This window comes from Flagellimonas pacifica, assembly GCF_900215465.1.
In the GTDB taxonomy this organism is placed as follows: Bacteria; Bacteroidota; Bacteroidia; order Flavobacteriales; family Flavobacteriaceae; genus Flagellimonas; species Flagellimonas pacifica.
Window position 1 is genome coordinate 513,565 of the sequence record NZ_OBEH01000002.1, and the last position, 25,259, is coordinate 538,823.

Sequence of the window (25,259 nt, forward strand, 5' to 3'; positions counted from 1 at the left end):
AATATCTTAAATGTTGTAGAACATTGAGTAATTGCAATAAAAAATCAAACCGATGAAATCATTTTTCGTTTTTATCATTTGTTGTTTTGTAAATATAGTAGGTATAGCACAAGAGAATAATTCCCCAATTGCAATCGGAATTAAACAAACTATTAAGTCATCTATATTAAATGAAGATAGAACAATTCAAATTTATACACCTGATGGATATTCAGATTCAAAGAAAGAATATCCGGTACTTTATATTTTAGATGGACAATGGTATTTTTTAAGTGGTGTGTCAATTCAAAAAGCCTTACGTACTCCTGGTGCTATTCCAGAAATGATTATAGTGGGTATTCATGATAATGATTCATCAAGATGGACATTGTTTGGGGATGAAAGTGAAAAATTCACTGATTTTTTTGTTAATGAAGTCATACACTATATCGATTCTAATTACAGGACAAATAAAGAACGTGTTGTTTTTGGTTGGGAAGCAGCTGCTTATTACATAAGTGAATTAATTTTAAAAAAGAGTGATATCTTTAATGGAGCAATCATAACCGACGGTGGCTACGCTTCGGAAGAGCTAGTTAAAAAGTTTACTTCAAATAAAGATATTTATCTATTCATGGCCAACTCCAGAAAAGATATTTATTATATCGGTTCAACTGACGCATTCTATGAAATATTGAAAAAGAACAATCCCAAAAATCTTATATGGAAATACAGTTTGTTCAATAATGAAGTACATGAAACCTTGGCACATTTGGCAATGTATAAGGGATTGAAATACTATTATCATAATTATGACTCACCAGTTTTTGAAAGCATACAACAATATGTTGATTTAGGAGGAATGGATTATCTGACTACATATTTTAAAGAACGGACAAAACGATTTGGTGGTGACAGCCATATAGATGACAACACCAAAAATGGATTAATTTGGTTAGCATGGAACAGAAATAATTTTGAATATTTCAACATTTTTATGACTGAATTTAAAGATGTTTTGACCACAAAAAGATATGATTCAGCATATTGGCAAAATCGTTTCGGGCAATTTTACTTAAAACATAAAGACTACCATAACGCCATTAAATATTTTAGTGCAGGGCTTACCAAATACCCAAATTCAAATTTTGAAAAAGAAATGAAACAGGGTGTCATGGACGCAGAAAGCAGGAAAGATTAATCAATTAAAATCAAAAGTATAAAACGTTCCACAACAATGTATAACCACAATTCCCACGGATTCGACTATGCTTCGCCTGCACTCAGCACAGGCTAGAATCCACTCGAAATTGCTAAAGTCTGTTCTTAACCGAAAAGTCTCTGTGTATATTAACCTGTAACTGATGGTTATACGAGACCGATAAGTGTGATTCCAAAAAAACAATCAGTCCTAAATTCGCTCAACCAACCACTCCTTAAAAGAGTAGAAGTTTTGAGGAGATACACCGTGCCCAACAGGAAACTCTTCATACTTAAATTGAATATTTAAGTTTTTTAGAAAACCAGGAGTTTTTTGGGCCCATTCTAGGGGGATTACCTGATCGACCTGTCCGTGCGAGGCATAAATGTGCAATTGACCAAAGTCCTTGCTTTCATATCCTTCTTGTAGAATACCCTCATTGATATACCCGCTCAATGCAATTACATTTTTTATTTTTTCAGGAAATGAAAGTGCTACGGCGTAACTAAGAATAGTACCTTGACTAAAACCTAATAGGGTTATATTTTCCTCATCCAAATCGTATGCTGTGCAGGCTTCCTCAATGAATTGCTTTATTTTATCACGAGACTCTATGGCTTGTACATCATCACTCCATTTCCCATGTTCTGCATCAAAATTTATGGCATACCAAGCATGGCCAAATGGGTCCAGATCATAGGGTGCCCTTACGGAAATTACCACTAATTCCTCTGGAAGCTCAGGGGCAAATGAAAACAAATCTTCCTCATTGCTTCCATAACCATGAAACATAAAAACAACAGGTTTTTTACCGGATTTTATTGTGGACGGACGTAGTAAGTATTCTAAAGATAATGGGGTGGGGGACATCGTTCTAAATTATGGAATAAAGGTAAACCATTTTTGAAAATATGGCCCCAGAACTGGGAGCAATTGCTTTTTTTGCCCAATGGCCCCTAGCAATCCATATACCCAACAGAGAAAGTAAACTGCATAAAGAACTATCCATCCAGAATTTACACCTGAATAGTTCAAGAAAAAGGCAAAGGAATGGTACAGCAAATGAATGCCAAATGCCTGACGGATATGAAAACGTGCAAATGCATTTTTAGGCTCAATATTCATAGTGATTGCAATTAAACACCCAACTATGGTGATGTAGGATATTATTGCGGTTGTTTTACCTGAACTGGACTCACTCAAAACTTAAACTGAAATTTGGTCATTATTAATAACCCCAAAAACCCTTCCTTTTAATTGGGACTCTAAAAACATACTGTTCTTGGAAGTGGATAAAATAGTATCCTTGGTAAACGTTGTTTCTTCAGAAGGGTCAAACAATGTTAAACAAGCTTTTTCACCTTCTTTCAAAATAGGAGGTTCCAATCCAAAACGTTCACGTCCCTTCGTCAACAATGAAATGGTCTCTTCCAAATCAAAAATCTGGTTTAGGCTCCCAAATGCTGATTCTAAACCGATGGTGCCATCAACAGCATTGTCAAATTCAACCCTTTTTTCTTCAATATCTATAGGTAAATGGTCCGTGGTTATAAAATCCACTGAGCCATCTTTTAATCCTTTTATAAGGGCCTTGGTATCGGGTTTGCCCCGCAAAGGCGGTGAAACCTTATAGTTGCTGTCAAAACCTTTCAAATTTTCATCCGTAAAGACTAAATTATGTATAGCAACACTGCAGCTTACATCCAGGCCTTTCCTTTTGGCGTTGGCAATCAGTTTTACTGAATTTGCCGTAGAAATTGTCGGGATATGCAATTTTCCACCAGTATATTCTAAAATGAACAGGTCGCGTGATATTTGTAGTTCCTCCGCTAACGCAGGTATTCCCTTTAATCCCATTAAAGTGGAAATCTCTCCTTCGTGCACTATACCTTTCCCTTGTATTTGACCATCTTGCGGATATGACAAGACCAAACCATCAAAATTCTGGGCATACAGTAATGCAATCTTTAACAAGTTTGGATTGGAAATCTGCTTTTTAAAATCATAAAAAGCCACAGCTCCAGCATTTTTCATATCGAAAAGCTCTGCAAGGTCTTTTCCTTCGGATTTTACCGTTAAACTTCCCAACGGGTATAAATTAGTGCTCCTTTCTTTTGACCTGTCTTTTAAAAAAACAACATTGGAGCTCGTGTCAGGAAGTGGATTGGTGTTAGGATTTAGAACTACATCGGTAAAACCACTTCTCCCCGCTACATATAATCCGTTGGCAATGGTTTCCCTTTCCTCAAATCCAGGTTCACCAAAACTTACTCCGCTGTCAAACCACCCTACAGAGACATGGAGATTCTTGTAATCCACTATTTTGGTGTTGGAAGGCGAATCTATGGATGAGGCAATCTTTTCAACAATTCCTTTTCTTATGAGGATATCCCGCTTTTTCAAATGTAGCACCTTATTTTCAGGGCATACTATTTTTGCGGACTTCAGCAGAATGTTCATGTAACTAATTTTTGAATGATTACTTCCACAAGGATTAGAAACAGTGCTAAAATAACAAACCATTTCCAATAAGCGGTAATACTGTGTTCCTCTTCTAAATGTTCAAAAAGTGAAGAAATAGAATCTTGTATGGTAACCGTACTATTTTCAATATCCAAATAATTGAGCTTGCTTTCGTCTCTAGGAAAATTAAAGCTGATATTGGCAAGGGGTTTATCAGCATTTCTGACACTATAAATACCATCCGTTACCGGGTTTTCATCAAAAGTGAGCTTTACCTTATTTGGAAAATTTTGCTGTAGTGGGATAAATTCATACCCTTCCCTGTATACATTCAATATCCCATTATTGTCAATTGTAATTGGGATATCAATTGCTATAGATTTGCCTAAAAGATGATATGAATCAGACATTTTAAGGCTGAAAGCTGCCATATTATAGAATGTAGGCACGATTAAGGGTGAGCTTTTAAAATTGGAGTTTCCAGTTTCTAAAGAAGCGGTGAAAAAATAAAAACCATCAATACCACATAAAAAGGGAGTATTACCTTCTAAGGAAAGCAGTTTGGGTGCTCTTGATTTTATTTTAAAATATTCATTAACGGTTGGATATTGAAAATTGGAAACTTCTTTTTCAAAGACATTTCTATAAATAGGATGTTGAAAGGCAATAGTAGTTACTTTTTTGTCCACACTATTCTTTTCTTCAAAACTAGAGGCAAAAAATCCCGATAAAAACTGATTGTATGATGTTAAATCACTTTGCATAGAAGGAACAACTATTATAGTACCACCATTTTGCTTAAAAGTTTGAAGTACTTTTTGCAAACTGTTGGGAATGGACTTTAAATTGTTCAAAACCACAACATTTTTGTTGTCCAAAGCACTATAATCCAATTGGGCTAAAGCATAATTGTTGAAAACAAACTCATCTTGAGTGAACAGACGTTTTAGATAATCGCTATCTGAATCGCTCACAGCAAGAACTTTTATTTTTTCCTTTTCATTGATGTTGAAAAAGAAACTATTATCATAGCCCAAACCCTTGTCAACAATATGCAAGCGACCATTTATTTCTTGATTGGAAGGAATTGAAAAAACAACTTCGGAGCTACGATTTTCTTTAAAAGCCACTGAAGTCTTTGCAATCAATGTTTCACCATTGAACAGGGAAATGGGCAAACTTTCTTCGCTCGGGTCACCTGATAGAAATACTGAAAGCTTGGATTGTTCCGTAGGTTCAACTTGAAGGTAAACAGAATCAATTGCTACGTTTTCAATTGTCTTTGAACGAACCGGAACAAAATATGTGTTGGTAATAGAATCCTTTTTATAATCAGAGGGCGCAATTCTTTCTTGAAAATCCGAGATCAAAATCAAGTTTTGGTTGATATTTTCTGCATTGGAAAATATGGAAGCTGCCTTTAATTGGATTTCATCAAAATTTAGTTGTTTATGAGAATAGGGCAATGCCAGCAAATTGTTTTGGATGTCCTTAATGGTAACATCCTGATATGTTTTGTCATTGGTGAAAAGACTGAAACTACTTTCAGCATCAATGCTCTTTATCAACTCTTGAGCAGATTTTTCTAAAAGTGAAAGTCCATTGTCCCTTGCCTGCATGCTAAAGGAATTATCCAAGTAAACAACAGTTTCTTGCTCTTGTAAGGCTGTTGCTGCAGAAGAAAAGGGCTGTGCAAATGCAATGATAAGACTTGCTAACAGAGCCAGCCTTGTAAAAAGTAACAACCATTTTTTAAGTGTATTGCTTTTTCTTGATTCTGCAACCACTTTTTGAAGCATGGCAACATTGGTAAAAGGAGTTTTCTTAAACCGGCGAAGCTGAAAAAGATGTATTAAAACAGGAATTATAAGAAGTACTAGGGCCCAAAGGATTTCTGGATGTTTAAACTGCATTCCCAACTTTGATTGAACAAATATAGATATTTAAACAATGTTCAGTTGACAATTGGTAATAATCAATTAGCAATTAACAGTTTTTTATAACCGATGCCGTGAATTGTCAATTGATTGCTACTAATTATAAATTGTATCAACAGAAGAAAAAATAATCATGCATTGGAAGCTGCTTCAATTCAGAAAAGAAATGCCTAATTTCTTGTTGAGCAGTTTCATTGGCCACGGTTATCAAGCTTTGTGGGTTTTCCAAACTTTCCAATGCTTTAAAATGAACCAATTCCTTGCCATAGATTTTTTTGCCAATCTTTTTTGGGTTGTCGCAGAGCCAAACAAAATCAATTTGATGCTCCAAAAGTTTTTTGGCAATGGTTTTCCCCTTAAATCCAGCTCCCCATATGGTCAATGGCCTATTCTTATCATAATCAAGCTTTAAAAAATAGTGCAGTTTAATGTCCAAAAAATAATTCTGAGCATAGTGTTCATGGGTTCTGGAAGTTCGGCTATCATAGTCACGCCACAAATGCAAAGTTTCTGTACAGGGAATAATTTTTAGTCCATTTTCATAAAACCGAAAAGTAAGGTCATAATCCTCTGGGTATCTATCGGGTTCAAATGCTCCAGACACATCAAAATCTTCCCGATGAGCCATCCAGCAGGGAGAAGGAATCACACATTCCTTGTAGATTTCTGTATAGTTTTTTCCAAAAGAAGTCAAATGGTTCAACCATTGTTCATACCGTTCATAACCATTGCTGATTCCTCTTTCAGAAAAGTACTTGACCTGCCCCACAGAAACATGCCCTTTACCATTTTCAATGAGGGCATTGACCATATGTTCTACTCGATTTGGCTTCATGATGTCGTCAGAATCCATTCGGGTTATGAAAATCCCTGAAGTTTTTACATATGCAGTACGAAGAGCAGGAATAATCCCTTGACCTTCATTATTAAAAACTTTTATTCTTGAATCGTTTTGTGCATAATCTGAGAGCACTTCAAAGCTCTTGTCCTCCGAATGGTCGTTAATGGCAATAACTTCCCAATTTATGTAGCCCTGGTTTAGTATGGAATTCAAGCATTCAGGAAGAAAATGTGCAGTGTTCTTGAATGGAATAAGGATACTGACCTTGTTATTTTGCATTGTGCAAATTAAATAAACCTAAGGTAAAATAGATCAGTTAAATTATTCTATAAACATTTTGATGTTTATTTCTGCTTTGTACAACCTACTATTTCCATTTTCATAGATGTCTAGAAACTTGGAAAGAGATTCTATGGATTCAATAGGAACATTGGGATTTGTACTTCTGCGACTTGTAAAATATATGATGTTATTGGTTTCATCCACAAATGGACAGTAATCCATATATTTTGAATTTATATTCAATGGTAAGGGTTGTGCCTTGGACCATTCACCACTGGAATTTTTATAACTGATATAGATATCTCCACTCCCATGACCATCTTCACGGTTATAGCCACCAAATAAGAGGTAAGACTCATCTTTTGAGATGTATGCATTATATTCAAATCCTTCAGAGTTAACATTTGAACTTAGAGGAATTGGTTCGGAGTACTTTCCATTTTCAAATTTGGAAAAGAAAATATCATCTCTTCCAATAGCGGTAGGACAATCACAAGTAAAATAGAGGTTTCCATTTTCGGCAAGAGCAGGATAAAACTCATTGTTTTCGGAATTGACAGGTGCTCCCAAATTGATTGGTTGTGACCAATCTGAGGTTCTATCATTTCTTTCTACATACCATATATCGAAATCCTTTGTTTCCATTTTTGTCTCGTTCATGGGTCTATTTGAAACATAGTACAACCTTAAGCCGTTTGGTGCCAGAAAAGGCTCTAAATCCTTGTATGTGCCAGAAAATGGAGCTAAAGTTGGTGCTTCCCAACCATTTTTACCTTTTCTAGATTGGGCTATAACGGAAATTTCCTCTGTTTGGGATTGAATGGTAAAATAGGCTTCATCACCTGATTCAGATAGGGTAAAGTCCCTTATTTTATCAAAGTCCTTCAAAACCTCCATCGCTGGAGAGACAGATATTTCTTCTTGGGCATTAACCCATATTGAAAAGAAAAAGAAGGCGATAATTCTACCATTAATCATTTATTTAAAGCTTTTTGGATAGCTTTTTCAGCCAATGTTTCCATAATTTCATATCCTTTTTTGGTAGGATGCACTCCATCTTCAGCCAACTCTTTAGGGAGTCCATTTCGTTTGTCAGCCATGGCGGAAAAATAATCTAAATAGACAACTCCTTTTTTATTGGTTGTTTGTTGTAACATAGTGTTCAATTTTGGAATCTTTAAGTTAGGTTCCAAACCTGGTTTCCAAGGGTAATCAAAGGCAGGGACAATGGAACATACTATAGGACAAATACCATTGACTTCTGCAAGTTCTATCATGGATAAAATGTTATCATGAATTTGTTGCAACGTCATTGGTCCGGTATTTCCTGCTATGTCGTTGGTGCCAGCTAGAATTAGAACAACCTTTGGTTGTAGATCAATGACATCTTGCCTAAACCGTAAAACCATTTGAGGTGTGGTCTGCCCACTAATCCCTCTGTTTATGTATGATTTGCCTTCAAAAAATTGTGGATTTGCTACGGACCAACCCTCGGTAATTGAGTTGCCCATAAACACTACCCGATTTTCACCATCTTTAGGAGCACCTATAGTTGCATTTGCTTCTTGGTATTTCTGGAGATTTGGCCAGTCTTGGGACTGAGATGTTTTTGAGAGACCTAAAAATGTGAGCACAATCAGAACTTTTATCTTAATTTTTAGCATTGGAATGATTTTTCTAAAAATAAGAAATAAAAACCCGTACTCGAATTATTGAAAAAGCCAATACCCAATAACGGCTAACATGGCCATAATTAAAATGGCCAATAATCCGGCTACTTTGTTTTTTCGCTTTTGCTCCGCAATTTCCCGCCGGATATTCATAATATCCTTAAGAGTGGATTTTTTTAAGTTTAACTCTGTCCTTGTCTCCACACCATAGACGTCCTCTTTAGATTTGCGCTTTCGTTTTTTCAGTAAATCACGATTAGCCTTAAGAGATTTAATAGTATGTAACATATGCCCGGCGCCTCCCATAATAATCTATTTATATTATTGGTGTATTCTTTGGGATAATTGTTACAAGAATTGCTAGTCTTTGGGTGGCGTGATCATAATATGTGCTCTGTGAGTTCCAGGATTCATCAACCAGGCGTGACCCGGAGGAGTAGGGGTTGTTGGCAGCCCTGTAGATTCCCCTGTGGCAAAAGGAATATAGAAAACATAGCGAACGTACGGATTTTCAATTTCTTTGGTCTCTTCGTTTACGGTACCCGTGAATACGCATAAAGTGGCCTTGTCTGGCATCTTCAACTTTCCTGATTTTACTTCTTCCTCGCGGATATCGAATATTTCTTTACCATCTTTCCCCTGCTTTCGTAATTCTCTCCCTCTAGCCATAAAAGACTCCAGCTCTTTATGGTATGCAGCTGTTGAAAACCTGTCTCTTTTGGGATCAGAAGCCAAAGCTATATAGTCATTATTGCCTTCTTTAAGCGTTGTAAATTCCCCTGCAGAATTATAACCATATACTTTTGCACCATCTTTGTAATCTTGCGGAACTGCCATTAAAGCTGTTTTTATCTGCCAGTCTTTTGAGGGTATCTCTTGTGATAGCACAAACTGAAAGCTCAAGATACATGTAATGCTAAAAGCGATTAATTTTTTCATGATTTTGAATATTTGTTTATTCCTCTTTCTAATCAAGAGGGTAGTACAATTTACTCTTTTCAAGGAAAAACTCTTTGTTTCCATTGTTAAAAGGTATTAGCCAAAAAGTATATTTATGTTCCTTGTCGCCTTTTAACATATATTTTTCCTGGGGTTTGGCATACCAACTGTCGTCCCCACCAACGCCCCGTTGGGTCAAATCTATGTTCAGTTGTACCAAATCTTGTTCTTTGATGTCCGTTGTGTGCTTACTTATATTTATTTCAGGGATGCCGTCAATTTTATACTCATCATTTGTGTCTTGAGTGGCTCCATACGATAAACCTGCGGTGGCGTCAAAATCTTCGTTGGGCATATGGAGTGCACCTATACCAAGATTTTTCTCATTCCTCAAAGATGAAACTACTAAAAGGCCATTGGAATTGTTATCTGAAAATGCCGCCCAGCGGATATCAGTTTTATACCCGTTTTCCTGCGGACGGATGTATGGTACATATTGTGCTTTTACTATACTTTCATATAAATCCACAAAAGCTGAAGCTTTTCTATCTTGATAATTTTCCCATGGCCCCCTTCCATAATAGGTCATATTACCATACTTTTTAAGCAACTGCATACGCATTCCAATTCTGGGAATATCTGCCTTATAACTTGTTTTTCCTAAGGTGTTTTCAATACGTATGGCCCCTGAATTCAGAATGGTATAAATCGAGGTGTATTGGGTTTCCACACCAGGTAATTCATATTCAATACTAACTTGTATGGTGCCATCTTTTAATTTATTAGTCTGGAACGATTTGACCTTAGCAAAAAGAGAGGCTTTTTTCCATTCAACATTCTTTTGCGTCATTTTGTTCCCGAAGTCATTATCGGTTGGTGATCTCCAAAAATTGGGTTTTGGGCCATTTCCATCTTTTATGAGCTCATTTCCTCCGAAGATGTATGAAGTTATCTGACCTTTTTCTTTATTCAACTTCAAGGCTACATTTTCATTGGAAAAAGTCACAGTTTCCTTTGTTTCCTTCATATTTAAACGCCCCTCGTTTCGTATTGAGATTGGTTTCCATTCGTCGTTTCCGAGTTTTATTTGCTCATGGGCCACTTCAAAACCTTTTTTAAGCATGCCCCAATCCTCTTTTAAAGTGGCTGATAACTCTACAAAATATTCGGTATTTGGAGCAATGGTGATTTTATCTAAAGGAATTCTAATCAATTTTCCAATATGGGGTTCCACGCTAATTCCCTCGAAATCCATTTTTTGGATTAGATTTCCATCGGCTTTAATACTTGAGGTTATTACAAAACGGTCAAGATTGGTGAAATCATAAAGGTTTTCCACTAAAACCCTTAATTCATTGGCTCTATTAACACCTTTGGGCTTAAAGTTGATAAACTCATGGGCTTTCTTTACTTCGTATAGCCCAGGTTGAGGTGATCTATCCGGAAAAACGATTCCGTTGTTAAGGAAAGTATTGTCCGTAGGCATATTTTCACCATAATCTCCACCATAGGCATAAAACCGCTCACCATCTTTACTGGTTTTCCATACAGATTGATCTACCCAATCCCAAATAAAGCCTCCCTGTAGATTGTCATATTTTTCTATAATATCCCAATAGTCCTGAAAATTCCCCGTACTATTTCCCATAGCATGGGCATATTCACTTGGAATGAAAGGTCTATCCGTCTTATTTGATCCAATCAATTCAAAAGTGGCGGGAGACGGATATTGTGGAACAATGATATCAGTGTTTGTATCCATATCGAAAAGATTTCCATCATTTTCTTTGTAGCTACGCTCATATTGAACTGGTCTTTTAGAGCTGTCCAGTGCCTTTATTGCTTGGTAACCTGCATAAAAATTAACTCCGCTGCCGGCTTCATTTCCCATGGACCAAATAATTACAGAAGGATAGTTTTTATGCCGATTAACCATTGCGGTCATACGAGCCAAATGGGCCTTTTCCCATTCTGGCTTTTTAGCTAAGGAATACTTGCCATAGTACATTCCGTGCGATTCTATATTGGCTTCATCAACTACATAGATTCCATATTCATCGCATAATTCATAAAAGCGATCTATACGTGGATAATGGCTTAATCGAACAGCATTGATGTTATTTTCTTTCCAAAGTTGGACGTCTTTGAGCATGAGCTCCTCACTCATAACATGACCAGTTTCTGGGTCTGCTTCTTGGGTGTTTACACCCTTAAGGGTGATTCGTTGACCATTGACCAATAACAGGCCATTTTTTATCTCTACGGTTCTAAAACCGATTTTTTGGGATACGGATTCCAACGTATTTCCTTTATGATCTTTGGAAGTGATTGTTAGGGTGTAGAGGTTGGGATGTTCTGCGGACCAGGGTAAAACATTTGGAACTTGAATTGAAAACGTACTTTTTGATACCAAATCAGTTTGAGTGATTTCTTTTTCTTTTTGTACAATTTCATTGCCCTTGGAATCGAGTAAGCGGAAGGAAATCTTAGTTTTTTTCTTTTTGTTGGTATGGTTTTGAAGTTGCATGGAAACCTCAAGATTTCCATTTTTGTAGGATTCATCCAAAAGGCTTACAACTTCAAAGTCTTTGATGCGAACTTTGGGTTGGGCATACAGGAAAACACTTCGTTCTATTCCGCTGATTCTCCAGAAATCCTGACATTCCAAATAGGAACCATCGGTCCATCTAAAAATTTGAAATGCTATGGTATTCTTCCCTGGTTTAAGATATTCAGAGATATTAAACTCGGCAGGAAGCTTACTTCCTTGGGAATATCCTACATATTTTCCGTTGACCCAAACAAATCCACCAGATTTCATGGCTCCAATATGCAAAAACACTTCCTTTTCCGTCCATGAATTCTCAATGGTAAATTCTTTTCGATACGAACCTACAGGGTTGTAATCATGGGGGACTTTTCCCGGATTTTTAGGATAGATTCTATCCACAAATTCCATTTCAGGGGAAACAGGAGCTTTGTAATCCGCAAATTCATACTGATGGTTCACATAAATGGGAATTCCATATCCCTCAATTTCCCAGTTGGCGGGCACTTTGATATTGTCCCAATTGTTTACATCAATTTCTGGCTTGAAAAAATCCAAGGGCCTATCTTCTGGTTTTCGTACCCATTTGAACTTCCATTGCCCATTCAGTGAAAGGTAGTTTTTGGAAGCTTCAATATTGTTTTCCAATGCTAATTTCTCTGTACTATAAGAGTAGAATCCTGCGTGGGCTTCTTCTTTGTTTTCAGAAATCACCTGTGGATTTTCTATATAATGATAAATGTTTTTGGAGAGTTTTTGAGCAGGAAGGGATTTAATTATAAAAACGGTAAGTAAGAAGGTGGTAATGAGTTTCATAAAAATTTGATTGAATAAATACTTAAGTGCGAATTAAATAGTCGGCACTAATATACAACACACAAGTGTACTTTTTACATTTATTAAGAAGCTGGAGCTTACAAAATCTAATATAGGGGTAAGAGGTGAAGGAAAATACAAAACCAACTGAACCAACATTTCCCAACATTAATATGGGATTCCTTTTTACAGCTTTAGTTTAAATCCTTTGCGCTCTATCCATCCAACAAAGAAAACCACCAAGAGTGCGAAGGAAAAAGACGTGATTAATCCCAAACTACCTGAATTTAACAGCTGTGGTAATCTAAAATCCGTGATGTTTAGGAGCGGATAAACAAAATAGGGAATCATATAGCAGGTAAGTGTTGCTGTACCGGCAGGTGCAATGGGTACGGCCCAACGAGTCACTTTTAAAACATCGGCCACATAATGTAACAACACAAAGGATAAAAAGCCTACACCAGTACATATGGCCAACCACGATGGAGTTCCTTGGATTTTTGAAATGCCCCAGATTGGTCTTGTGAAGAATCCATATGATAGGCAAAGCACACCTAAAGTAATGAGAATGATGTAAGACCACTTAAAATCGCCATTGCTCAGTCTTTTGAATAGTAGGGTTGCCACCACTCCAGCCGATGTAAATGCAGGAATGGTCCCGGAATACAAAGGTGAAATATGACTCAAAACTCCTTGAAACTGTAATAAATTAGTGGATGTGGACAAAACCGACAATACATTGAACAACAACCATAAAAATAACATGGCGTAAAAATTACCTTTGGCAAACAAATACACCAATGCATTGGCAAAATAGGCCCAGCCAATGAGACCTAGTATACCCCACCATTGAGGTTTCATGCGTATTTCACCTGAATCTCCTCCTTTGTAAGCAATGGCGAGGTAGACAAAAATGAGTAGTCCAGCAAGTTGAAAGACAACATGCCATGTTTTAGGAACCGGACTTTTATTCCAATTCATCCATACCAAAACCACTGCAAGAGCCATTAAAAGGCACCACAAATATTTTCCCAAGCCCAAAGTTTCACTATGCGTCTCATAGTTAACCATAAAAAAGCCTATAAGTAATAAGGAGAATGACCTAATGAGGATGTGTTTTCCAATGGAAGCTGTTCCTTCATTTTTGCTAAGTCGATGTTGAATGGCATATGGAATGCTGAGCCCAACTATGAAAAGGAACAATGGGAAAATTACATCGGAAAAGCCAAGGTAATCTTCTGTTGCGGAAGCATGCTGCAGCCATTTTGGCACATTGGTCAAAGTCCAAAAATCGTTTACCCAAATCATCAAAACCATGGTTAGAGCCCTTAAAATATCAATAGAGGCAATTCTCATATCTGTTAATTATGGCTCCAATTGTTAGGGTCGTCACTATCATTTGGGGAAAGTCCTAAAACATCACCTTTAGTATTTACACCAAGACCAACAACAGTACGGTTAACATAGTTAAAATAACTGGCCACTTGATTTATCTCCAAGATTTGTCCATCGTTAAAGCCTTTGGAAGTAAGATGCTCAATATCTTCTTTGGTAATAGTATGATGTTCCAAAGTAAGTTTTTTTGAATAACTCATTCCTGCTAAATACTTTTCATCAAAAAAAGTGTCCAAAGTATCATTTTTGATGACTTCCATGAAGCTTGCTGCTTTTTCATTATCATTCAACAACCTTTTGAGACCTTCAAAATGATGTTGTACACAGTAATCACAAAGGTTCAGGTAACTTACATATACTCCAATTGCCTCCAAATACCACTTTGGAAGTTCATTGTTGGAATTGTGCAATACATTTTTGTACAAAGCCATATGTCCAATAAGGGAATGTGGTCTTAAACTATGAATGGAAAGCACATTATCGATGTTGTTGTTTGGGCCTTTAACCCTATCATAGATTTTTTTAAGTCGAGAATCGGCATTTTCATACTCCACTACTTTTATCCAACCCATAATAAAATTTTATGTAGAGATAGATTAATACTTAGCACTCTTTCCGTTGGTCTTTGTCCTAAGAATGAAGGCCCTTAAGTCGTCATTGGCCTTTTTTAAATCTTCTCTTCGCAAATACATCATATGTCCACTTCTATACCCTTTAAAATCAAATCGGTCTTTCATTCGTCCACTTGGGTCCACTTGCCACATGGTGTATTTGGCGTTGAAATAGGTTGTGGCACCATCATAGTAGCCAGATTGCACCAAAACATTCAAATAGGGATTTTGTGCCATTGCCTGCCTCAAGTTATCCCTTGTATTATCATCTTCATTGTTCCAGGGATGTACTGGGCCGAACATGTTGTATTTGATATCCGTTTTGAACTTTAATTCTTCCTGCAGATAATAGTTAATGGCAGGAGTAAAGCTATGTAACCAAGAGGTGAGTTCGGCGGAATAATCGGGGCCTTCTCCAAAAAGCTGTCTGTCGATTCCCAAATAGCGGCTATCCAACCTTCCCACGTTGTAACCACCGTTATTCTTCAACAAATTTTTCCAAAAGAATTGTGTAGGTACGTCCAAATTATGGTCTAGGATATCTTTTTCTTTCAACCCAGAGTAATAGGCCATTTTTTTGGCTACGCTTTGGCGTTCTGCGTCAGAAATAAAACCACCTTTTGCAATTGCAGGAACCAGTGTGTTGATTGTATATGCTTCAGATTCTGGTAAAACATCCAAAAGATCCTTGTTTTGCAATTCCGAAGGTAATGCTTTGTGATGCCATGCGGCGGCAGTATAATAGGGTAGGTTCAAAGCACTTGAAACGGGTCCACCAACACGAATTACTTTGTAATCTGCTGGAGATACCATAATTACACCATTTAAATACATCCATTGTTGGTTCTGCAATGCTAAAGAAAGTCCCATAACTCTGGTACCACCATAACTTTCCCCAATAATATATTTGGGAGAACGCCAGCGGTTGTTTCTGGTCATAAAAGTATTCAGCCATTCTGCCAAATATTTCACATCAGCATTGATTCCAAAGAATTTATTGCGGTCCACTTTGTCACCTGTCTCAGGAATGGTTCGTGAATATCCGGTGTTGGCCGGATTTACATAAACAATGTCAGTAACATCCAACACGGAATAGGGGTTGTGTTTTACCCCATATGGTTGTACGGGATAACCCTCGTCATCAATCTTTAGAATTCGTGGACCTGTGTAGGCAAGGTGCATCCAAACAGAACCGGAACCTGGACCTCCGTTAAAGGAGATCAACAAAGGACGCTCTGCTCTGTTTTTTACATTATTTCTGGTGTAATAGGTGTAATGTAGAGAGGCAATTGGTTCTCCCATTTCATCCCATACAGGTTGAGTTCCTGTTTTTGCGGTATAAGCAATATTTGCACCATTAATGGTAACACTATGTTGAGTAGTGATTGTAGTATCAATTGGTAATTTTCTATTTTGTGCTAGGGTAATAGAACTGCACATAATCATGCAGAGCATAAATTGGATTTTTTTCATTTTATATTGAATTAGTCAGATTCGTATTATTTTGATTGTTGTCTATTTTAGAATAGATTCTATTTTGGCTAGTTCCTCCTTGGTAAAAGCAAGGTTGTCTAAAGTTTTTATGTTGTCCAATAGCTGTTCCGTTCTGCTCGCACCTATCAAAACAGTGGTGATACGCTCGTCTTTTAGAACCCAAGCTAATGCCATTTGAGCCAAACTCTGGTTTCTTGAGTTGGCAATGGCATCCAATTTTTCGACCTTTTGCAAAAGCTCAGGGGTAATATGGTCAGATTTTAGATAACGGGCATCTTTCGCCGCTCTAGAATTTTTTGGAATTCCTTTTAAGTATTTATTGGTCAGTATTCCCTGTTCCAAGGGCGAAAACGGGATGGAACCAATGCCTTTTTCACCTAAGACATCAAGAAGGCCATTTTCTATCCATCTGTCCATCATGTTATATCTTGGTTGGTGGATGAGAAGGGGAGTGCCAAGGTTTTTTAGAATCTCATAGGCTTTAGAAGTATCTTCTGCATTGTACTGCGATATTCCCACATATAAGGCTTTCCCTTGTTGAACGATATGGTGCAGGGCTCCCATGGTTTCTTCCAATGGAGTATCTGGATCAGGCCTATGATGATAAAATATATCAACATAATCTATGCCCATCCTAGTAAGACTTTGGTCAAGACTAGCAATTAAGTACTTTCTGGAGCCAAAATTACCATAAGGACCGGGCCACATATCCCATCCAGCCTTTGTGGAAACAATTAATTCATCTCTATAATTTTTGAAATCCTTATTGAAGAGTCGTCCAAAGTTATCTTCAGCAGCTCCATAAGGAGGGCCATAATTATTTGCCAAATCAAAATGGGTAATCCCATGGTCAAAAGCTGTCCTCAAAATTTGACGGGCATTTTGAAAATCGTTTGTATGACCAAAATTATGCCACAAGCCAAGTGATATAAGGGGGAGTAGAAGCCCAGAGTTGCCACATCGACGATATTGCATTTTATCATACCTAGCTTCGTTGGGACGGTAATTTTCTATCCCAAAGGAATCATTTAAAGCCATAATAAATCTAAGTATTGTTTTTTCAGAGAACTAAATTTATCACATTTCAATATAGATATTCAGGTTTTGAGGATTTTAACTTAAATTTTTGATAATTCCAGGTCATGAAAATGTATCTTCAATGGTACTCTCTAGCAGATCAAGTTTCAAATTTAAGTGAAGCCTAAAACTTTAAACATGGGTAAGTTTTCTAGACGGAATTTTAATGCCACTCTTGCAAAGGGAACCGGGGCTGCTGCCTTAATGTCGATATCTCCGTTAGTATGTGCCATGGGAACCAATAAGAAGAAAAAGAAGTTGGGAATTGCACTTGTAGGCCTCGGAAGTTATAGTACCTATCAATTAGCGCCGGCACTTTTGGAAACTGAATATTGTTATTTGGCAGGGATTGTTACAGGAACTCCGGCCAAAGAGCAGATTTGGGCCAATAAATATGATATTCCCAAGGAGAATATTTACAATTACCAGAATTTTGATAATATCACTAACAATGTATCTATAGATATTGTATATGTGGTTTTGCCCAATAGCATGCATGCCGATTTTTCTATACGCGCCGCCAATGCAGGAAAACATGTTATTTGTGAAAAACCAATGGCGATGAATGTAAAAGAGTGTGATGCGATAATTAAGGCATGTAAGGACAATGGCGTAAAACTGGGTATTGGCTACCGATTACATTCTGAACCGTACACGCAAGAGGTAAAGCGTTTTGTAAGGGAGAAAACATTTGGAAGCATCAATTATATTTCCGCGGATGCAGGCTATCGATCTATGTCCAACCCGGAGCAATGGAGATTGGACAAGAAGTTGTCCGGAGGAGGCGCTTTGATGAATATGGGAGTTTATGCCATTCAAAGTGTTATTTATGGAACCGGGGAGAACCCTACTTCGGTATCCGCACAAGAATATAGTACCCGTCCAGACTATTTTAAAGAAACGGATGAAACCATTACTGCACAATTTGAATTTGAAAGTGGAGTAGTGGGGAGTATTATGACTTCGCACAATGTAAGTGGCAATCGGCTTTTTGCTTCATGTGAGCGCGGTTGGTTTGAGTTGGACCCGGCAAGCACCTATATTCCATTGGCCGGGAGAACTTCGAACGGTAAGTTGGACTTCCCGCAGGAGAGTCAACAAAAATTGCAGGTGGATGATTTTGCCAAACATATTTTATTCAATCAACCCAACAAGGCTCCAGGGGAAATGGGCAAACGGGACATGATTATTGTTGAGGCCATATATGAATCCATTGCACAAGGAGGAAAGAAAATACCGTTGGATTTTCCTGAAAACTATGGTTTTGGAGGTTAGTAGGCTTTTTTAAGAAGAAGGAAAAGCCTTAAAACTTAGAATTTCTCAAAAACACCCAATCCAAACAAAGCAAAATCGTATTTAACGGGATCTAATGAATCCAACTTTCTTAGATTTTTGTCTAGCTCAGCCAGTGCCTTGGCATCATTCTGTTTTCGTTGCAGCAATTTGAGTTTTCTGGCCACATTTCCAGAATGCACATCCAAAGGACAGGAAAGTTGACTTGGGTTTAAACTTTTCCATAGGCCAAAATCCACTCCTGTGCTGTTGTCCCTTACCATCCACCTCAAAAACATATTAATACGTTTGGCGGCAGAACCTTTTATAGGGTCAGAGACATGTTTTTGGGTTCTTTGTAAATGGGGCAGTTCAAAAAAGACCTTCTTTAATTCGGTAATTGCTGGTTGTAGTGAATCTTCGCCTTGGTATTTGGCGAAGATAGACTCCAATCCTCCATGATTATGATAGATGTTCTTTAAGCTTTGCACAAAATATTGAAGATCCATTCCATTAAAGGTCCTGTGTACAAAAGGGAGCAATTTCTCCAAATCCGTTTCTGAATGGTTAGCAATAAAGTCATGTGGAGCATTGTCCAGCAGTTCCATTAGGCGTATAGCATTATTTATAATACTCTTTCTGTTGCCCCAAGCTATAGTGGCAGTTAAAAAACCACTGATTTCTATATCTTCTTTTTTGGAAAATTGATGTGGGACTTGAATAGGATCATCTTCCAAAAACTTGGGATGATTGTACTGAACAACTTTTTCATCTAGAAAAACCTTTAGTTCTGCCTTGGTCATGGTTCAATTTCAAGAAACGATCAATCCATCTACCATGGTCAATTTACGATCGGCCATATTGGCCAATTCCATGTTGTGAGTGACCAAAACAAAGGTTTGTCCAAACTCATCACGTAGCTGAAAGAAAAGTTTATGGAGGTTATCCGCGCTTTCAGAATCTAAATTGCCACTGGGCTCATCCGCCAAAATTACGGAGGGGTTGTTAATAAGGGAACGGGCCACTGCAACTCGTTGCTGCTCTCCACCAGATAGTGCATTGGGCTTATGATCACAACGATCTTTGAGTCCCAAAAAATCCAAAAGTTCTTTAGCTCGTTTCTCAGTTTCTCCTTTGGGTGTTTTTTTTATAAAAGCAGGAATACAAACATTTTCAAGAGCTGTGAATTCTGGTAATAGCTGATGAAACTGAAAAATAAATCCAATATGTTGATTTCTGAATTGGGCCAAAGCTTTTTCCTTTAGCTGCATTACGTCAATATCGTTAACCAATAAAGAGCAATCATTGGAGTTTGTAGGTGAATCCAAAGTGCCCAAAATCTGTAATAAGGTGGTTTTTCCAGCTCCCGACGCACCAACAATGGAGACTACTTCTTTCTTTTGTATTTCTAGATCCACTCCTTTTAATACCTGGAGTTTTCCGTATTTTTTCTGAATGTTTAAAGCTTTGATCATTAAAAAATGCTTTACGGGGTGAAAGTAATCATATCTATTGAGCAGACAAAAATCAACATTTTAAATAAAGGTTTCGGTCAATATCCCGACTTTTAATTGCATTTAATCAAAACCATGGTTGTAGAATCAACATCTTTGGTTTACTTTACATTTACAAATGGATAATCAAAACAATTCGAATTTGGAAACTGCTATTTTTGCAGGTGGATGCTTTTGGTGTACTGAGGCTGTTTTTCAACGACTTAACGGTGTTATTGAGGTAAAATCTGGATATACCGGTGGAACCATCAAAAATCCGGCCTATCGTGAGATATGTACAGGGCGTACAGGACATGCCGAGGCCATTCAAATTATATTTGATTCCAAAAAAATCTCATTTAACGAGTTGCTCGAAGTATTTTTTGCTACCCATGATCCTACAACACTAAATCGACAAGGTAATGATGTAGGCACACAGTACAGGAGCGAAATTTTCTACACCAATCCGGTACAAAAAGAACAGGCAGAACAGTTTATTACATTGTTGGAAAAAGAAAAAATCTTTCTGTCTCCTATTGTTACCGCTGTTTCTGAAGCGCAACTTTTTTATGTGGCGGAGGAAGAGCATCATAATTATTACAATGATCATCAGTCACAACCATATTGTCAAGTTATTATTGACCCAAAGATTAAAAAGCTGAACAAGCATTTTTCAAATAAGCTAAACACTATAAAATAGCCCATGGCACCATATCAAAACTTAGAAGAGTACAATATCAATGTCACCAATGAGGTAAAGGACCGTTTTTCTAAGATTATCGATGAAATAGGGGAGGACGTTAATCGCGAAGGATTGCAAAAGACCCCAGAACGCGCGGCCAAGGCCATGTTGTTCCTTACACAAGGATATCGTCAAGATGCTGAAGAAATTCTAAAAAGCGCAATGTTCAAAGAAGATTATGACGATATGGTGATTATCAAGGATATTGAAGTGTATTCACTTTGTGAACACCATATGCTTCCTTTTTTTGGCAAGGCCCATATTGCTTATATTCCTAACGGACATATTGTGGGATTGAGCAAAATACCGCGTATTGTGGATGTTTTTGCACGGAGGTTGCAAGTGCAGGAACGTTTAACGCATGATATTCTGGAATGTATCAATGACACTTTGAAACCTCAAGGCGTAGCTGTTGTTATTGAAGCTTCGCATATGTGTATGATGATGCGCGGGGTGCAAAAACAAAATTCGGTGACCACAACTTCGGGATTCAGGGGTCAATTTGAAAAAATTGAAACCCGCAACGAATTTTTGAAACTGATCAGTTCCGATTTGTCGTAGGCAATTTTTTCGTCTCGTTCGTATTTCCTATTTTTCCTCAATGACAAAAGAAAAAGACCCAAAGTACAAGTATCTCCTTTTAGGCCTCCTTTTTGATGGCGTGGGAATGTTATCCTTTGCCATTCCAGGAATAGGTGAGTTCTCCGATGTTATCTGGGCCCCTATGGCCGGATGGCTAATGACTAGAATGTACAAGGGGAAAATAGGGCAAATAGCTGGAGTTGTGACTTTTGTTGAAGAGCTTGTTCCGGGGTTGGATTTTATACCTTCTTTTACCTTGATGTGGATTTATACTTATTTGCTTCCAAAAAATAAAAAATAAAGAACGCCGCTACTGCGGCGTTCTTACTAACTAAAATCTAAAATTGCTGTAAAAGCATAATCATACTGACGAACTTGACAGTATTTTTTATTGATTGAATGTATTTTGAATAATGTACTTTTTATTCAATAATCAATATTGATTTTGAAGCACAAAATGCTAAAAATCAACATAGTGAATGTCAAGAACAGAAGTAAGAAATTTTAAAGGATGTAAGGAGGGCCTCTTTGGAGATTAAGGCCAAGTGGCAGCGTGGAAATTAAAGAATCATTCCAAGTTGTTGTCACATAATTTGTAATGACGATAAATGCGATTTTCGGTGCAAAAATGAGTGCGGTGGGCTTTGTATTTAACTTAGTACAAAGGTCACAGTCATAATCTGCACCGTAAACCACTTCATTACTATTATCAACTTTATTTTGGGAATGAAATTCCGTATGCGACGTGAAAACATGAAAAACAGTAAATCCCCATTGAAACAGCAACATTGCTGTTAGCAGAGAACTCAACCAAATATGTTTGTTGCGTGTTTTCACATTTTTAAATTGTACAATGACAATTTTATTTTTTAATTAAGCTTATTCAATGGTCAAGTTAAAAGTCTGGGTAATATCAGTTTCTCCACCAGCATCTGCAAGTGTACCATCATTAGGTTTTTTAGGCTCATGACGTAAAGTAACGGCCAAAGTTCCAGTACTGGCATCTGTGGTGGTTAAGGTAAATTTTATTCCGACGGGATTGTTGGTCGTAAATTTCTCACCTGTTTCATCAGATACATAGTCCGACTCTTTATCATCATATGTAGCAGAGGCATTGAGACTGGCACCTAAGGCAAAAAAGAATTGATGTTCAGCTGCTTCCCCTTCAATTTCCTCATTTACATTCTCAGCAGGTGTTTCGGTTTCATTCAATAGAACAACTGTTCCTGAATATGTAGTATTTTCAGCAAGACTACCTGAGACATTAATTACTGGGGCATTTGGTCCATCTCCATCCAAGTCTTTAGAAGATAGGGTTACGGTTGTGCCACTTGTAGGAACTAGCGTAACTGTCATAGTGGTAATGGTTTCCTCTTCGTTTACTTCTTCCGGAGTGTCGTCATCGTTTGAGCATGAGATAAAAAGTTGCCCAGTAATTAGTGCTAATGATAAGAATTTGATTGTTTTCATTTTTAATAAAGTTTAATAGTTAAATTTTAATTGTAGAATAAAGTTTCTGCCCAAATCGTCAGCAAAAAATCGTTGACGGTTCAGGTACTCCCTGTAATTTGTATCTAAAAGGTTATTGACCACTAAGGAAGTGGTTAACCTTGTTCCATTACCAAATGGAAACTCCATTTTTGAAGTCAAACCTAATAGGTGATAAGCTTCTGGAGCTGTATTGATTTCCAATAATACATCTTGTTGCTGTTCTGGTGAAAAGACCATAATATTTTCTGGAACCTCATTTTGCTGCAAAACATATTGACTTTCTAATGAAAGCTCAAAACTCTTCCATTCGGGTTTGGTAAAGGTTATTTTGTTTCTGAAATTGGCCGAAGGAATATTTATTAGCGGGGAATCATTTTTCACATCCCTTCCTTTTACCACAGAGAATCTGTGCTCTGTTCTAAGTTGTTTTTTCCAGTCAACGTAAGCGGAAGCATCCAATCCCATTAATCTTGCATTTGTTTGGCGGTACTCCCAAACGGGGAAAGCTCCTCGAATAGTAAATTCCACACCCGAAGGCTCTAACAACATGAAATTATGAACCCAGTTTGTATACGGTTCCAAAACAATTCCCCAATGGTCAAAATCCTGTTGAAATGAAGCAGTTATTTTGTGTGAAGTTTCACTATCCATTCGTAAATCTCCCAACTCAATTCGCGCAGCAGAGTGATGTAGGCCATCACTGAACAATTCTGAAGGATTGGGTGCTCGTTGGGAAAGTGAGTAATTCAGTTTTAGGTTTGAATTATTGTTAAACTCCAATCTACTTCCAAACGTAGCCGATATATTATGGTAGTCAAAAACTGGATTGACCAGTAATTGTGTGCCACGATCGTCTATAATTAAATTTTGGAATTCTGTATCATACCCTCGTTCTTCCCAGCGTGAGGTTTGATAGAATTTTTTAGCGTCTACACGATTAAAATCATATCGAAGGCCACTTTCTAATAATAATTGATCATTCACTTGATATTCACCTATTACAAAACCTCCAAAGTCGAACTTTTCATAATCAGGTATCAAACGTCTTACCCCTGTATCAGGGTTGGCAAAATTCTCTTGATATCTGCCTAGCAGCCCTGCATGTACTTGATATTTTTCTTTAGCATCCCATTTAAAATCTGTAGATAGGGTATGGGTTGTGAGTTCAAGGTCTATTGAAGCGGTATTGTCCCTTTCTCCTCTACGGACATCGAACTCAAATCGACGATTCTTTTGAAAATCATATTGCAGGCTCCATTTTCCCAAACCTTCAAATCGTTTATAAAAATTAACCTTCCCAAGATGATGGGTAACTTCTTGCCTTGGGTTTTGAAGGTCACGAGTGAACGACCTAATAATTTCAGGTTGTCCACTATTGATACTTCGAATCAAATCATCTACGTTACCAATATGGGAAGCTCTTAAAACAGCTATTTCTGAGTTGAAATAGGAGTATCTGGCATCCCAGCCCCATGTAAACTGCCGTTTTCCAAATTGGAGTGAAGCTCCAATTTCTTGTATGCCCGTATTGGATAGGATGTAATCTGGAGCTTCGTGATCCCCCAAGCGTTTGAATGACCCTTGACCTTTAACGAACCATCCATTTTGAAAAGTTCTGCCAAGTTCTGAGGTAATATTTCCTCCTCTACCATTAGAAACACCATTTATTAGTGTTTTGCCGTACAATGTATCCTTAACCGGGATTTTTGCCTGCTCCATAACAATTACGCCGCCTATGGCATCACCTCCAAACTGTAAAGCTGATGCTCCTTTTATCACGGAAACAGAACCAGAAGCGTTGATATCAACGTTTGGGGCATGTTCATCACCCCATTCCATGTCCTGCATACGTACTCCATCATTCAAGATCAGTACTCGACTTCCGTTTAATCCATGAATTGTGGGTTTTACAATATTGGCCCCGGTATTAAGAGATGAAACTCCGCCTAATTCTTTTAAAGCGTCTCCCAAGTTACCTGAACTGTATAGCTCTAATGTTTTAAGCCTCAATTTTTCTTCTTGGGCAGAATTGGTTTTATCCTTTATGGCGTCTCCAACAACATTGACTTCATCCAGTTCTTCCAAATGATGTTCCAGTTTAATATCAAACTTGGTATTTCCTTCAACCGTAACTTCAACCAATATGGTTGTACATTCTGGATGGGAAATCTCAAGTTGATATGTTCCATGGCATAAATTTGGAATTCTAAACCTTCCTTCTTTATTGGTTTTGACTTCTGGAAAGTCGCCAATTATCAGTATGCTAGCATTTTCCAAGGGAATTTTGCTGTGATAATCAGTGACTTGCCCTGTCAGGATATCTTTGCATTCTTGTGATTTACCTTGTAATGGGATTATAATCAAAAGAAAGCCTAAAAGCAGTGCTTTCATTCTTAGTACAATAAATTAATAGTGATAGGTATGTT

Annotated in this window: 24 protein-coding genes; 5 read left to right on the forward strand and 19 right to left on the reverse strand. The window is 37.5% G+C overall.

Annotated features, from left to right (window positions below):
• Positions 1-52: 52 nt before the first annotated feature.
• Entirely contained in the window at positions 53-1,180 is a 1,128-nt protein-coding gene (locus CRO15_RS07915; protein WP_097045264.1) for an alpha/beta hydrolase-fold protein, read from the forward strand.
• Between the two features lie 210 nt (positions 1,181-1,390).
• Here CRO15_RS07915 and CRO15_RS07920 read toward each other — a convergent pair whose 3' ends face one another.
• From CRO15_RS07920 to mgrA, 14 genes are all read right to left on the reverse strand, one after another.
• On the reverse strand, positions 1,391-2,050 hold the full coding sequence (locus CRO15_RS07920) for an alpha/beta hydrolase (RefSeq protein ID WP_097045265.1): 660 nt from the start codon (positions 2,048-2,050) through the stop codon (positions 1,391-1,393).
• Positions 2,051-2,059: 9 nt separating this feature from the next.
• Positions 2,060-2,305, reverse strand: coding sequence for a hypothetical protein (locus tag CRO15_RS07925; RefSeq protein ID WP_313788458.1), 246 nt, complete (start codon positions 2,303-2,305; stop codon positions 2,060-2,062).
• 81 nt (positions 2,306-2,386) lie between these two features.
• Positions 2,387-3,640 carry a dihydroorotase gene (locus CRO15_RS07930; protein WP_097045267.1) on the reverse strand — a complete coding sequence of 418 codons (1,254 nt, stop codon included), beginning with the start codon at positions 3,638-3,640 and terminating at the stop codon, positions 2,387-2,389.
• Entirely contained in the window at positions 3,637-5,556 is a 1,920-nt protein-coding gene (locus tag CRO15_RS07935; RefSeq protein ID WP_243396930.1) for a BatA domain-containing protein, read from the reverse strand. The genes CRO15_RS07930 and CRO15_RS07935 overlap by 4 nt, the downstream gene beginning before the upstream one ends.
• A 136-nt stretch (positions 5,557-5,692) precedes the next feature.
• Entirely contained in the window at positions 5,693-6,700 is a 1,008-nt protein-coding gene (locus CRO15_RS07940) for a glycosyltransferase family 2 protein (protein WP_097045269.1), read from the reverse strand.
• Between the two features lie 42 nt (positions 6,701-6,742).
• Positions 6,743-7,681, reverse strand: coding sequence for a Kelch repeat-containing protein (locus tag CRO15_RS07945; protein ID WP_097045270.1), 939 nt, complete (start codon positions 7,679-7,681; stop codon positions 6,743-6,745).
• Complete coding sequence (locus CRO15_RS07950) at positions 7,678-8,367, reverse strand: SGNH/GDSL hydrolase family protein (protein WP_097045271.1); 690 nt, start codon at positions 8,365-8,367, stop codon at positions 7,678-7,680. The genes CRO15_RS07945 and CRO15_RS07950 overlap by 4 nt, the downstream gene beginning before the upstream one ends.
• 45 nt (positions 8,368-8,412) lie before the next feature.
• Positions 8,413-8,679 (reverse strand): hypothetical protein, encoded by a 267-nt coding sequence (locus tag CRO15_RS07955; protein ID WP_097045272.1) that lies wholly within the window; start codon positions 8,677-8,679, stop codon positions 8,413-8,415.
• A gap of 54 nt (positions 8,680-8,733) precedes the next feature.
• Positions 8,734-9,312 (reverse strand): hypothetical protein, encoded by a 579-nt coding sequence (locus CRO15_RS07960; RefSeq protein WP_097045619.1) that lies wholly within the window; start codon positions 9,310-9,312, stop codon positions 8,734-8,736.
• Positions 9,313-9,340: 28 nt separating this feature from the next.
• A complete protein-coding gene (locus tag CRO15_RS07965) occupies positions 9,341-12,676 on the reverse strand; it encodes a glycoside hydrolase family 2 TIM barrel-domain containing protein (RefSeq protein ID WP_097045273.1) in 3,336 nt (1,111 codons plus the stop codon).
• Between the two features lie 186 nt (positions 12,677-12,862).
• A complete protein-coding gene (locus tag CRO15_RS07970) occupies positions 12,863-14,032 on the reverse strand; it encodes a heparan-alpha-glucosaminide N-acetyltransferase domain-containing protein (RefSeq protein ID WP_097045274.1) in 1,170 nt (389 codons plus the stop codon).
• 5 nt (positions 14,033-14,037) lie between these two features.
• A complete protein-coding gene (locus CRO15_RS07975) occupies positions 14,038-14,643 on the reverse strand; it encodes a carboxymuconolactone decarboxylase family protein (protein ID WP_097045275.1) in 606 nt (201 codons plus the stop codon).
• A 24-nt stretch (positions 14,644-14,667) separates the two neighbouring features.
• Positions 14,668-16,155 (reverse strand): S10 family peptidase, encoded by a 1,488-nt coding sequence (locus CRO15_RS07980; RefSeq protein WP_097045276.1) that lies wholly within the window; start codon positions 16,153-16,155, stop codon positions 14,668-14,670.
• 42 nt (positions 16,156-16,197) lie between these two features.
• Positions 16,198-17,214 (reverse strand): L-glyceraldehyde 3-phosphate reductase, encoded by a 1,017-nt coding sequence (gene mgrA, locus CRO15_RS07985; RefSeq protein ID WP_097045277.1) that lies wholly within the window; start codon positions 17,212-17,214, stop codon positions 16,198-16,200.
• A gap of 177 nt (positions 17,215-17,391) precedes the next feature.
• On the opposite strand from mgrA, the gene CRO15_RS07990 reads away from it, so the two are divergent.
• Complete coding sequence (locus tag CRO15_RS07990) at positions 17,392-18,528, forward strand: Gfo/Idh/MocA family protein (protein ID WP_097045278.1); 1,137 nt, start codon at positions 17,392-17,394, stop codon at positions 18,526-18,528.
• A 35-nt stretch (positions 18,529-18,563) separates the two neighbouring features.
• Here CRO15_RS07990 and CRO15_RS07995 read toward each other — a convergent pair whose 3' ends face one another.
• A complete protein-coding gene (locus CRO15_RS07995; protein WP_097045279.1) occupies positions 18,564-19,328 on the reverse strand; it encodes a TIGR02757 family protein in 765 nt (254 codons plus the stop codon).
• Between the two features lie 9 nt (positions 19,329-19,337).
• On the reverse strand, positions 19,338-20,000 hold the full coding sequence (locus CRO15_RS08000; protein ID WP_097045280.1) for an ABC transporter ATP-binding protein: 663 nt from the start codon (positions 19,998-20,000) through the stop codon (positions 19,338-19,340).
• Between the two features lie 157 nt (positions 20,001-20,157).
• Between CRO15_RS08000 and msrA the strand changes: the two genes are divergently transcribed.
• The 3 genes from msrA to CRO15_RS08015 are packed head-to-tail and all read left to right on the forward strand — an operon-like array spanning position 20,158 to position 21,643.
• Positions 20,158-20,718 (forward strand): peptide-methionine (S)-S-oxide reductase MsrA, encoded by a 561-nt coding sequence (gene msrA / locus CRO15_RS08005; RefSeq protein WP_097045281.1) that lies wholly within the window; start codon positions 20,158-20,160, stop codon positions 20,716-20,718.
• A 3-nt stretch (positions 20,719-20,721) separates the two neighbouring features.
• Complete coding sequence (gene folE, locus CRO15_RS08010; protein ID WP_097045282.1) at positions 20,722-21,321, forward strand: GTP cyclohydrolase I FolE; 600 nt, start codon at positions 20,722-20,724, stop codon at positions 21,319-21,321.
• A gap of 40 nt (positions 21,322-21,361) precedes the next feature.
• Positions 21,362-21,643: a hypothetical protein gene (locus CRO15_RS08015; protein WP_097045283.1), complete on the forward strand. Its 282-nt coding sequence runs from the start codon at positions 21,362-21,364 to the stop codon at positions 21,641-21,643.
• 203 nt (positions 21,644-21,846) lie between these two features.
• On the opposite strand, the gene CRO15_RS08020 is transcribed toward CRO15_RS08015, so the two are convergent.
• From CRO15_RS08020 to CRO15_RS08030, 3 genes are read right to left on the reverse strand one after another with little or no spacing between them, the layout of a single operon-like run.
• A complete protein-coding gene (locus tag CRO15_RS08020) occupies positions 21,847-22,179 on the reverse strand; it encodes a hypothetical protein (protein ID WP_133067233.1) in 333 nt (110 codons plus the stop codon).
• A 42-nt stretch (positions 22,180-22,221) separates the two neighbouring features.
• Positions 22,222-22,812 carry a type 1 periplasmic binding fold superfamily protein gene (locus tag CRO15_RS08025; RefSeq protein WP_097045285.1) on the reverse strand — a complete coding sequence of 197 codons (591 nt, stop codon included), beginning with the start codon at positions 22,810-22,812 and terminating at the stop codon, positions 22,222-22,224.
• A 12-nt stretch (positions 22,813-22,824) separates the two neighbouring features.
• The gene (locus CRO15_RS08030; protein ID WP_097045286.1) at positions 22,825-25,224 is read right to left on the reverse strand and encodes a TonB-dependent receptor; all 2,400 of its coding nucleotides are present in this window, start codon (positions 25,222-25,224) and stop codon (positions 22,825-22,827) included.
• Between the last annotated feature and the right edge of the window lie 35 nt (positions 25,225-25,259).